General features: G+C 43.5%; 11 protein-coding genes and 1 pseudogene. 1 reads left to right on the forward strand and 11 read right to left on the reverse strand.

The features are described from left to right. Positions 1-7: 7 nt before the first annotated feature. From J7E85_RS08780 to J7E85_RS08815, 8 genes and pseudogenes are all read right to left on the reverse strand, one after another. Positions 8-913 (reverse strand): ABC transporter permease, encoded by a 906-nt coding sequence (locus tag J7E85_RS08780; protein WP_215156939.1) that lies wholly within the window; start codon positions 911-913, stop codon positions 8-10. Between the two features lie 115 nt (positions 914-1,028). Further along, positions 1,029-2,638: pseudogene (locus J7E85_RS08785) on the reverse strand (extracellular solute-binding protein). Between the two features lie 505 nt (positions 2,639-3,143). Beyond that, a complete protein-coding gene (locus tag J7E85_RS08790; protein WP_215156941.1) occupies positions 3,144-3,365 on the reverse strand; it encodes a hypothetical protein in 222 nt (73 codons plus the stop codon). Positions 3,366-3,404: 39 nt separating this feature from the next. Continuing rightward, positions 3,405-4,673, reverse strand: coding sequence for a cytosine deaminase (locus J7E85_RS08795; RefSeq protein WP_215156943.1), 1,269 nt, complete (start codon positions 4,671-4,673; stop codon positions 3,405-3,407). Then, positions 4,642-5,919 (reverse strand): cytosine permease, encoded by a 1,278-nt coding sequence (codB, locus tag J7E85_RS08800; RefSeq protein ID WP_215156945.1) that lies wholly within the window; start codon positions 5,917-5,919, stop codon positions 4,642-4,644. The genes J7E85_RS08795 and codB overlap by 32 nt, the downstream gene beginning before the upstream one ends. A 313-nt stretch (positions 5,920-6,232) precedes the next feature. Further along, positions 6,233-7,600: an MFS transporter gene (locus tag J7E85_RS08805; protein WP_215156947.1), complete on the reverse strand. Its 1,368-nt coding sequence runs from the start codon at positions 7,598-7,600 to the stop codon at positions 6,233-6,235. Positions 7,601-7,788: 188 nt separating this feature from the next. After that, positions 7,789-8,076: a hypothetical protein gene (locus tag J7E85_RS08810; protein WP_215156949.1), complete on the reverse strand. Its 288-nt coding sequence runs from the start codon at positions 8,074-8,076 to the stop codon at positions 7,789-7,791. Positions 8,077-8,097: 21 nt separating this feature from the next. Beyond that, positions 8,098-8,454, reverse strand: coding sequence for a HesB/IscA family protein (locus J7E85_RS08815; protein WP_076321491.1), 357 nt, complete (start codon positions 8,452-8,454; stop codon positions 8,098-8,100). Positions 8,455-8,615: 161 nt separating this feature from the next. Here J7E85_RS08815 and J7E85_RS08820 point away from each other — a divergent pair, with 161 nt between their 5' ends. Further along, positions 8,616-9,266 (forward strand): helix-turn-helix transcriptional regulator, encoded by a 651-nt coding sequence (locus J7E85_RS08820; protein WP_215156951.1) that lies wholly within the window; start codon positions 8,616-8,618, stop codon positions 9,264-9,266. 147 nt (positions 9,267-9,413) lie between these two features. Here the strand turns inward: J7E85_RS08820 and rplD are convergent, their stop codons facing one another. From rplD to J7E85_RS08835, 3 genes are all read right to left on the reverse strand, one after another. Further along, positions 9,414-10,013 carry a 50S ribosomal protein L4 gene (rplD, locus tag J7E85_RS08825; RefSeq protein WP_483311310.1) on the reverse strand — a complete coding sequence of 200 codons (600 nt, stop codon included), beginning with the start codon at positions 10,011-10,013 and terminating at the stop codon, positions 9,414-9,416. A 449-nt stretch (positions 10,014-10,462) separates the two neighbouring features. Next, complete coding sequence (locus J7E85_RS08830) at positions 10,463-10,726, reverse strand: CD3324 family protein (protein ID WP_076321494.1); 264 nt, start codon at positions 10,724-10,726, stop codon at positions 10,463-10,465. 150 nt (positions 10,727-10,876) lie between these two features. Beyond that, positions 10,877-11,932 carry a Cfr family 23S rRNA (adenine(2503)-C(8))-methyltransferase gene (locus J7E85_RS08835; protein WP_215156956.1) on the reverse strand — a complete coding sequence of 352 codons (1,056 nt, stop codon included), beginning with the start codon at positions 11,930-11,932 and terminating at the stop codon, positions 10,877-10,879. Positions 11,933-12,148: the final 216 nt, after the last annotated feature.

Consider the following 12,148-nt stretch of genomic DNA (forward strand, 5'->3'; position numbering starts at 1 on the left):
TCCGCTATTAGAAAATACGGTAATTCGCTAGCCGGTATGCAAGTACGTAGGATACGGAAATGAAAATAAAGGATACGACTGATTTCAATAAGCCGACAGCTGTGGCAAATCCGAACTGGGCTTGCTGTATCCCCATGCGGTAGACGAAAGTATCAATGATATCGGCACTTTCATAAACCGGCGCGCTGTACAGGTTAAATATTTGATCAAATCCGGCATTCAGCACATTGCCGATATTAAGCGTCAGCATAAGAACGATGATCGGCATCATGCCCGGCAGCGTCACGTGAAGCGTTTGTTTCCAGCGGCTCGCGCCATCAATTTCAGCGGCTTCATAAAGCGTAGGATTAATTCCAGTCAGCGCCGCCAAATAAACAATGGTGCCAAATCCAAATTCTTTCCATACATCGGAGATGACCATGACATAAGGAAACCAGTTATTATCGCCAAGAAAGAAAATCGGCTTCATGCCGAACCATCCAAGCAGCTGGTTAAATATGCCGGAGGAAGGAGACAAAATATCGACCAAGATACCGCTCAGCAGCACCCAGGATAAAAAATGGGGCAGATAGACCAGTGTTTGGAAAGTTCTTTTAATCCATTCTCTACGCAATTCATTAAGCAAAATTGCTATAGTGATCGGCACGAACAAACCGGCAACGATTTTCATTACAGCAATGTATACCGTGTTAAAGAAGATGCGGCCGATATCCGGATAATCCATTAACAGCTGGAAGTTCCTCCATCCGATAAACGGGGAGCCGAACAACCCTTTATTCGGCACATATTTTTGAAAAGCCATCATGATTCCTGTCATAGGAATGTAACTAAAAATAACAATCAAAGCCAAACCCGGCAGCAGCATCAAATGAAGCGGCCATTCCTTCTTCCACATGCGCGTCAGACTATTCATATCTTCACCTCGCTGATTCACTTTTCATGCTGTGCATTCCCTGCTCAAGAACCTGATTGTTCTTGAAAAAAAAAGAGGGATTGCATCGATTCAATCCCTCCCTGCACTACAGATCCTATTGAAGCGATTTATACCACTCGTTAACTTCTTTCGTGATTTCATAGCCGCCAAGCTTCTTCCACTCTTCAACGAATGTATCGAACTCGTCTACGGATACTTGGTTCATCATGATTTTGATGAATATTTCATCACGTTTCTTCGTTAAGATTTCTTGACGGTCTGCCATCGTCGGAGTAGGAGCGCCGTAGAATTTGTTTTGCAGGTATTGCTTGTTCTTTTGAATTTCTGGAACATGAGAAAAGGCACCATTAGGACCAGAGATTATATACTCCCACCACATGCTTGTATCGCCTTCAACATGCTTTCGTCTTTGTTTTCAATGGCTTTAGGCAGAATTTCGCCGTTATTGTCAAACTGTTTGCCTACACGAAGCGGGTTAAGCAGCCAGTAGTTGCTGCCTTTTTCCACACGGTCTTTACCATACCCATATACCTTCTGCTCTTCTGTCGGATGATTGTCAACAACGATCCATTGGTTTAATAAACCGATTACGCCTTCCGGATGCTTGGCTTTTTTAGAGATAACATAGTACTCATCAACGCCAAGACCAATTTGATTCAATGTAGGCTTATTATCTATTGAAGGGATAGGGAACACTCCCCATTCTTGAACCCCCTTGCCGTCTTTCACAGCCCCTTGCGCAAGCTGCGCCGGTGTCCAGGAAGCGCCAAATACCATGCCGATGCTGCCGTCGTAGATTAGCTCAGTAGCTTTTTCCGTATCTTTAACCGCAAACTCAGGATCGATCAACCCTTTTTTGAACATGTCTTGCAGCGCCGCAAGAGCCTGTTTCATCTCGGGCTGAATATCACTGTTCATCAAACCGCCGTTCCCGTCTTCCATCCAAATATTTTCATAAGCATGATAGCCGTTCAAGAACGCTCTCAGACCGGTAACACCTGTCTCTGTACTAAATGGGTTCTTGCTGACCGCAATACCGAAAGCTTCTTTTGTACCGCCAGGATTCTTGGCTTTGAATGCTTCAGCAATTTTAATGAAATCATCGATTGTTTTAGGTTCAGGCAAGCCAAGTTCTTTCAGCCAGTCGGTACGAACGAACAAGAATTGATAGTTGAACGGGTTGTATGAGCTTGGAATACCCATCATTTTCCCGTCGATCATCGCTGTTTTCATCTGCATACCGCCGTCCATGGTCAGAAACTTTTTCGTCTCTTCCGTAGCATGCTGATCATAAATCTCTGTCAAATCCATAATCATATCCGCTTCAGTTAGCTCTTTAAGCTGTGCAGCGTTTACAAGCAAGAAATCCGGAAGATCGTTGGATGCGATAGCAATTTTTACTCTCTCTTTAAATTGGCTAATATCTGCAATCCACTTGTTTGTAATTTTGACACCGATATCTTTTTCATAAGCGTCATAGACTGAGTTTTTGTCGAAGTCTTCACCTTCGTCAAATTTCAAGTAAGGATCGCTTGGCGAAACCGTTGAAACCTCAATCATATCATTGCCGTTTCCTGTGCTTGTTGTTTCGACCGGTTCCTTGGTATTTCCAGGTGGTGGCTCAGACGACTTTTTGAAACCGCAGCCTGTAATCGCCAATGCAAGCGTCAAGGAGATCATGACAAGTGCCTTTTTGCTCTTCAAATTTTACCCCTCCGGTACATTTCGTTATAGTTTTCGCTGCAAATGATAATGCAGTATTTCATATTTCAAGTATAAAAAGAAGCCCCCCGCTGTTCTATATACTAGTCTTTACTTTCGTATACACCTCTTGACACCAGACAAAAATAAATATTTACTGTGTTTGATGTCAACGTCGGCGTTTACTTTTCATTTAGAAACACCTCAAAATGTATGTATAAAAGTAAATAACAGTATCTGGTTGAAGGCATCTCTTGTCTATATACTTAGCATATAAATTCATCATTGTCTGGAGGCTATTGGATCATAATGAAACTTCATGCTACCACCTTTCTGGCAATAGAAAAAAGCCCACCATCAGTTGTGATGGCGCGCTTTTTTTAATAGTTCAACATTGATTTCGAACGATTATGACCGTTAACTGAAATAGGCTGCCGATTCATTGCTGGCGCCACCCATCTCCAGATGATTATGGATCAATAGTTTCCCGATAGTTCACTTCATAAATCTATAACCACTTCACTCCGTAATGTATCCTGATGAGTGTGTCTAAAGTGACTTTTTCGCCATGAATCAAGAATTCCTCGAACCATGCACCCGTCATCTTATATTTCTCCTGCTGTTCAAACCATTCGCAAAATGCTTTTCCTGTCGGCTCCAACATACGATGAAGTGCGGGTATGACGATAAACAATCCGCCTTCATGATCCATCAGGCTGTTGTTAAACAAAAAAGTCCGCGGAATCCGCGGACTTTAATACATGGTAGATTATTTATTGAAAGTAACTTTCTCTGAACCGCCCTCAAGAACGATCGACGTGTCCCGCGGCTTCGTTTCCGCGATTTTGCGGCCGCCTCTGAACGAATAAAGCACTGCCGCCTGTTTGCGAATAGCCTCATATTCGTTCTCCGCTTCAAGAACGATGAAGTTGGCAGGCTTGCCTTCTTCAATACCGTACACGTCCTCGATATGCAGCGTTCTCGCGCTATTTTTCGTAATGAGATCGATTGAGTTCACGATTTGATCGTAACCGAGCAACTGCGATGCATGGATGCCCATGTGCAGCACCTGAAGCATGTTGCCCGTGCCTAGCGGATACCATGGATCAAAGATGTCATCGTGACCGAAGCACACATTGAGACCGGCTTCCTGCAGCTCTTTGACGCGAGTCAGCCCTCTTCTTTTCGGATACGTGTCGAAGCGTCCCTGCAGGTGGATGTTAACCAGAGGGTTGGAGACGAAATTCAGGTCAGCCATCTTCAGCAATCTAAATAATTTGTACGTATAGGCATCATTGTATGAGCCCATCGCCGTCGTGTGGCTTGCTGTCGTGCGGGAGCCCAGTCCGCGTTCGTAGGCTTCTTTGGCGACGACTTCCACGAAACGGGATTGCTCATCATCGATTTCGTCGCAATGGATGTCGATAAGACGGTCGTATTTTTCGGCGAGGTCAAACGCAACCTTCATCGAATCGACGCCATACTCCCTCGTGAATTCGAAGTGCGGAATGCCGCCGACCACGTCAACGCCCATTTTCAGCGACTCTTCCAGCAATTCCGCGCCGTTCGGGTAAGAGTGAATGCCTTCCTGCGGAAAAGCGACAAGTTGGATGTCAATGTAAGGTGCCATTTCTTCTTTTACTTCCAGCATCGCTTTAACTGCGGTCAAGCTTGGATCGGTGACGTCCACATGCGTCCGTACATGCTGGATGCCCTGCGCCATCTGCCACTTTAATGCCGTTTTGGAGCGCGTTTTGACGTCTTCATGCGTCAGGAACGCCTTGCGTTCTGACCAACGCTGAATGCCTTCGAACAACGTTCCGCTCAAATTCCACTCCGGCTCGCCCGCCGTTAATGTTGTGTCCAGATGAATGTGAGGTTCAATGAACGGCGGCAGCACAAGCGAGCCGCCAACGTCAATGACTTCCTCATTCGCAGTTGTTTCCAATGACTGCGTGATTTGTTCAAACTTCCCGTCTTTCACGACGATATTCCATAAGCCTTCTTTACCCCGCAATTTTGCGTTCTGTATAATCATTTGTTTTCCCCTTTTCTTTGGATTCTTTGGCAGGAACGATCAGCATTAACACGATGTAGGCCACTGCCGTACCGATCAGTGCGTTCAATGGCGTGATTCCCGGAGCCAGCTGGGCGAAGGCAACGCCGATGGCCCAAGCTACCATCGCTATCCAGTTTACCTTCTTGAAAGTCATGTCGGCAAACGGTTTATAGTTTCTGCGCTTCACGAAGAAGTAGTCCGCGATGATGATGGCCCCGATGGACGGGATCGCCGCGCCCAGCACATTCAGAAAACCGACGAAATTGTTGTACATCCACATGGCCAATATGGTACCTACGATGCCATTTACAATGACTAAGAACTTTTTCGGAATTTTCGTAATGTTGGCAAAGCCCAGCCCGGAAGCATAAAGAGCGTTATCGTTGGTCGTCCAAATATTCAGTCCCAGAACGATGATCGCCGGAATGATCAGCCCTTGCAGGAACATGACCTCCGAGATATCTGCCTGCTTATATGCCATTGCGCCGACTGCGCCGAACAGGAACATGAGTGAGTTCCCCAGGAAGAACGCAATGACCGTTGCAGTAACCGCCTGCCGGGACGTGCGAGAAAACCGGGCGAAATCGGGAGTCAGTGTTCCGCCGCTAATGAATGACCCGATACAAATGGTCAATGCCGCTGCCGCGGTGAGCGTCTGGGTCGGGGTGTAATCGAGCAATCCTTGCAGTCCGCCCAAGGAGCCTGTCCCTTCGAACATGGAGTAACCGCCAAGAATGGTAATAGCCGGTACCGCAATATAGCCCAGAATGACGAGCGATTTCATGCCGAAGATTGCTGATGCTGTCATGGCGAGACCAAATATGAAGATCAACAGGTACACATTCCAATCCATCGCTTTGGCAACCGGAATCGCGAACATGGCCACACCGACGCCGAACCAACCGACCTGCGTAAAGCCGAGCAGGAATGAAGGCAGGTACGAGCCTTTCTCACCAAACGCATACTTTGCCAGCAAATGCGTGGAAAGGCCCGTTTTCGCAGCGATATGTGCCAGCGCTCCCGTATAGATGCCGAGTGCCAAATTACCTGCAAGCACGATTCCAATGAACTCCATGAACGTCAAGCCGACTCCGAGCGTCCCCCCTGCCAGCATGCTTGCCGAAAAGAAAGTGAATCCTAACATGACGGATAACGTCTTCCAAAAATGGTTTCTCTGCGTTTTCGGTACCGCTTGCCACGAAAACTCTTGATCTTGTTTGCTCATCAGAATACCTCCAGGTTAAAGTGTTCTGATACCAAAGAAGCAGAAAAAAGAGGCTACTCGTCAAGTCTTAACTGACAAGTAGCCTCTTTTTCACATCATAACCCGCGCGAAGACGCAGAGCATCCCCTGACGGAATACGCACTAATCCTCGCATGATTATAAAAATCCGCTGCCCTTGCCAGCCTCTCTGGACTGAATTAAAGGTACCAGTATTCAATTACATTCTATTATTTTGGAAAAACCTACAGTTGTCAATGTTATAATTATCCAATGGTTAAAATCCTCTTCATATCATGTTCTTTTTTCAGGTTGTTCAATGTTTGATACGGAAGGAAATCGCAAAACTCAAGAGCAAAAAGATAAATTGGAGAGACAAAGCCAATAATATCCCCGTCAATATACCCAAATCCAGCGACTGACTAATCGCAATGAGGGCTCCGCCGATTCCAATACTCAAGCCAGGACTAAATGCATCTGTAAACTGAAGACTGGCGGATATTTCTCCCTCTTCCCCTGCTTTCGCGTGCTGCAGCGCAATGGCTCCGGTGGTTGGATGTGCCAGACCGATGCCAAACCCAGTGAAAAGCTGCGAAATAACAGCAAATCCAATCCCCCCTGCAGGCAGGCCAACAGCCAGCAATACTGATAAAACTCCAATGATCATAAACGCAATGCCGATGATTACCCGTTTCTTTCGTCCCTTCCCGTGGTCTTTAAAATCAAGCTTTGACTGTAACCAAGCTGCCGTTGACCAACTTAACGCACCCGCGGCCACAATCAGTCCCGCTAAATCTGCGGGGAGCTTTTTCACATCAGTCAAAGCCAGAACGACATAGCTTTCAGTCGCGTTATAACAAGCCACGAAGAATCCTCTTGAAGCAATCGTAGCTGGCAGACCTGCTCTAGCGCTTAAGGTACCCTCAGGCAGCAATGTTCGCAAAGGCTGAATCAAGATCACCAATCCTGCTACCGAAAGCAAAATACCATTCCAATTGGTTATCAGACTTAATCCAACCAGCAGCAGGCCCGTTCCAATTGTTAGAAGTAACGCAAATCCTTCTTTTCGGCTGTTCTTTGGAGCAGAATCCCGTCTCACAGGAAATTTGAGAAAAGCGGGAAGCGTCAGCAGTAAAGCCAAACCAATAAAAGGAAGCACCAGCCAAAAAACAAATCTCCAGGACACATACTCCGCTATTAATCCGGCAATATAAGGGCCGATTAATGCAGGCAAAATATATGCCCCAGAAAACAAAGCAAGTATTTTCGATCTCAGCTTATCGGGATAACCCAAAGTAATGCTGTAATACACGCACGTAATAATAGCCCCTGCACCAAATCCCTGAAACACTCTCCCTGCGAGTAGCATCATCATGTTCACAGAAACAGCCGCAATCACGATGCCTGTCACAAATATAAAAATCGAGATGCCAAACGACGCAAAAACGCCGATTCGGTTGATTCGCTGACCTATAATCATCGTTCCGAGGATTTGTGCCAAAAGAAAAGCGCTGAATATCCAGCCGAACAAATGCAGCCCATCCAATTGTTGAGCCAGGGTCGGAGCAATCGTCACAAGTGCCAGTCCTTCAAACGCAACGGTCGTTACCGCAAGAATGATCCCTATAGTTAGTGCTCTATACTTGGCATCGAATACCCCGGCTTTTTTGGAGGTCATCTCCATCCTTCAGTTCTCCTTATGTATAGCTCCGAATTGGTTTTAAAAATAATTGCTTGCCTCAGCATTCGTATCTCCAATTCTCTGTTACAAGAATATTTGTAAAATTATCATTGTGAATTAGGTGAATTTAAGCTAAACTTTTTTCTCCTCGTTCACGTTAGCCTACAGAATCGGGGGCACAACTCGGAAATTCAATACGTTATTCTATCTAAAGTTATTCCTTCCTCGTCACAACCGATTTGAAGGAGCTGCTTCTCCAAAATCCAGGCATCCGTATGTTCAATAAAGAAATGAATTCCCTCTATGGATTGAACCCATACGGGATCGATCGGTGTTGCATTGGCATTTAGACCCACTGTGAAAGCATCTGAACCTCCACCTGCGTATTTAGCATAAATTCTTACGTGTTGTCCCTCTTCCAAGCTCCAATCATGCTTAAAAGAATAGATTGCTCTATCAGATACTACCAGTGACTTCATTCATATTTATCCTTCCTGCTTCTAATCGCATTTTTTAACTTCGCCACGATAATTCGCCATTCTGAAACTGGCTCCGCATCCACAAGAAGCTTTTGCATTGGGATTATTCATGGTGAAGCCGCCTAACATCCCGCTTTCTTCATAGTCAATGACAAGACCTTCAATGAACTCAACGCTATTAGCATGTACCAAAATGCGAAACTCTCCTTGGTTCAGTATGATATCTCTATCTCCTTGCAATTCATCCACGGTAAGCGTGTAAGATAGTCCGCTGCAGCCCCCTTCTTCAATACCTACCCTGAGAAACGAGTTAGGAAGGTTTTCGTTTGCTATTATTTCGGCTACTTTTCTTGATGCTGTTTCAGTGATCTGAATCATTGCATATCCCTCCAAATGATGATGTATATATTGAATTCGAATACTTAGTAAACATTTCCCTTTACAAAGTATACCGTACATTTCGTTTTTGACTTTGTCAACATTTTTGTTTAAAATGTACTGGTTCGCGTAGATTGAATGGTTTAATTGGAGGTATGCAAATGAGTCGAATTCAAAGTAAAAGAGATGCCTCCACAAGGACACGGAGAGCAATCATCGATCAGCTAAAAGAGCATGGTAGAATGGACGTTTTGGCACTCTCCTCCCACTTTTCTCTTTCAGGAATGGCGATTCGTCAACATTTGAGTGCGCTAATCGAAGAAGGATTGGTTACATACGAAGAAGAACCTCGCCCCATGGGCCGACCAACCAAACTATGGAGACTGACACCGGCAGCGGATCGTTTTTTCCCTAGCGGTTATTCGGAGTTATCACGTAGTCTAATCCATTCAATGAAAGAGGCATTCGGGAACGAAGGAATGGATAAACTGCTGACTGTCCGGAATAAGAGCATGCAAGAACAATATATGAAGTACATTGGGGATACACCGGATGTAATGGAAAGGCTGGAAAAACTAGCGGAGATTCGAACAAGTGAGGGCTATATGGCTGAAATCAAGGAAGAAGACGATAAGAGTCTTTTGTTTATTGAGAAGCATTGTCCGATTTGTGAAGCGGCCGCTGCATGTACTGGTTTATGTAAGAACGAATTGCAATTATTTCAACATGTTCTTGGAAATGATGTTACTGTCGAACGGATCGAATACATCCTATCAGGTGGAAGAAGCTGCATTTACAGGGTTCATAAATGAAGAATCCCCTCCAAGTGAACTTAATGTGCTTTTACACACAGTCTACTTAAAGGGGATCTTATCCATTTGGAGATCGTTGTTCTGCGACTCTAAAAGTTCATATGGGCCTTGTACTTTTCTTCATCACCCCATTTCCAATTGTGCTTTTTAGTTATAGACTTCTGTAACTATATTTATAGCATCCTTAGCTATAATGAGCGTATCACAATTAAGGATATCATATACATTCAGTGAGTTGGCTTCAGTGGTCTGCACATCTGGAATGTTATTTGCACTTTTATACACGATGTGATCCGCCTCAGGTGTTACAATAAGCACTTTCTTATTGGCATGAAGAGCTTTAAACATCGCAACGATAGCTTTTGTCCTGTAGCCTTCAAGTTTAATACGGTCAACTACAATGAGTTCGTCATGTTGTACTTTGGCGGATAAAGCTGATTTGATCGCAAGACGTTTAACCTTTTTATTGAGACGATAACCGTAGTCACGAGGTTTGGGCCCGAACGCAATACCTCCGTGACGCCAGTGCGGCATACGAATTGAACCTGCTCTAGATCTATTAATTTTATTTTGTTTATAGGGTTTTCTACCTCCACCTCTAACTTCGCCACGAGTTAAAGTCGAGTGTGTCCCACTACGCTTGTTCGCAAGATGGTTAACAACAGTTTCATGCAGAACTGATTCGTTGGGTATAATACCGAAGATGGATTCTTCAAGTTCCATTTCACCCGTAATGTTACCTTCCATATTATAAATAGAAACTTTTAACAATCTTAGCTACCTCCTGATTATCATCATAAAAAAGTGGATTTTATTATAGGAACGGACAGCTCATAAGTGAGCAGAAATAATGATAATCAGCAGTTTTATTGGATCTAGAATATCAACATTTTCTTTCTACTCGCATATATTACAATCGAAGTATCTACGATAACATCCATCACTTCGACCCCCTCTTGGTGCAAATTTAAATGGTTTATACCCAATGTTTCCCTTACATCTACACGATAGCAGATAGAATATTCATGATCTATATACAAAACGATGCTGTAGTATTTTATATTTGTTAACTTTGAACTAATGCTACTTAACATGTAAGAGGTTACTCAGAGTGCAGATTTCCGCTTTTCATTATAAAAATCCCTTCAAGAGTAATCGTGCTCGAGTTTAGCACGCTTGAAGGGAAAAGCAGGCTTCTATTTCTGATATATTATTTTTCTGATAGCATAGGTTGATAAAAAGAATGATTCTGCGAGTTCCTCGACTGAAGCGCCAGCTAAATATGCATTCAGAATATCATTATTTCTTTTGTTAATCTCTTTTCGTGCGCCGGACAGCTCTCCCCAGACTTTATGTTCATTTTTTTTAGCGGGTATATAGAGGTATTCTCCTTGTATATAATCCTGCAGTTTTTCAACTAGTTCCTCCGGCAAAACGACAGTAGCATTAATATATCTCACGAACGACTCACTCCTTGAAATTATAGTTCAAGTAGCAAAGCCAGTTTAAATTTTGTTGGCTACTCCATGCAAAAACTCATAACTGGCTCTGCATGGAGAATCACATGTGTTATCGTTGTATTTTTAAAGGACATTGTATTTCCCCCCTGGTCAGTTGATCGACTTATTAATTTTTCCGTTTGATCCATATAGTTGACCGCATGCTGCGTTGATGTCTGATCCAAATTGGGTCCTGACTGTGACGTTGATCCCCTTTGACTTCAAGATTTTAAGGAACATATTGATGTTGTTCTGATCCGACTCTACAAAACTTTGTGATGTGGCATCAGTGGAATTGTAAGGGATTAGATTGACATGATATAAATGTTCCCATGACCCTCTCCCACGCAACAAATCAGCCACAGCTTCAGCATGTTTAGTTGAATCGTTTATTCCCCTGAGCAGGATATAAGCAATGTAGACCTTTCGCTTCGTTTGTTGAATATGCTCATCCAACACGGTCAAAACTTCTTCCAATGGAAAATGATTGTTAATTGGCATTAACTCACTTCGCTGATCATTAAACGGTGAATGTAGGGAGAAGGTTAAATTAATCTGTGGAAATTCCTTCGTCAACTTTTTCACTCCTGGTAATATACCTATTGTGGAAACCGTAATTCTTCGATGTCCTAAACCGAAATGTTTAGGATCCGTCAGCACATGCAATGCATCAAATACATATGGGTTTGCAAGTGCCTCTCCCATCCCCATAAAGGACACACTGTCCAAGGGATAGTTATTCAAAGTGAAGTAAAGAAGTTGATCCGTTATTTCATCCGTTGTGAGATTCCTTTTCAAACCAAGTGTTCCTGTTGCACAAAATGTACAACCAAATCCACAACCACACTGCGAAGAAATACAATAGGATTCCCATCCCGTTTTATAACTTAACCTTACGGACTCAATGTATTCATCGCCAGGGATGGCAAACAGTATTTTACTAACTTGATTGGATTTCTGCTCCATTTTTGGTGTAATGCTTAACACGTTGTTTCCAAGCTCTTTGATTAATTCAGTTCTTAATGGCTTAGGCAAGTTGTTCATTGCTTCAAAAGTTCCAATCTTGTTCTTGAAGATTGCCTCTGTTATTTGCGAATATCTATAATTAGGTTGCTTTAGAGCCGATAAGATCTTACGAATTTTCTCATACTTAGATAAATGCTTCATATCTATCTCCCTTTAAACGGAGAAAACGCAAAAAAAGCACCAGCTTACCGGTGCTTTTTTGCGTACATTAACCTAACTATACCTATACAAAAATAAGAGACTACCTATAAATAAGTCACGAACTGTATATATGCATAGAAGGATAAAGTTCCGGTATCTGATTTGTTATTTTGTGAACCTGATCAAACATCGCCTTAAATGACAGGTTCACATTTA

The organism is Paenibacillus sp. ISL-20 (genome assembly GCF_018613005.1).
Classification (GTDB): domain Bacteria; phylum Bacillota; class Bacilli; order Paenibacillales; family Paenibacillaceae; genus Paenibacillus_AQ.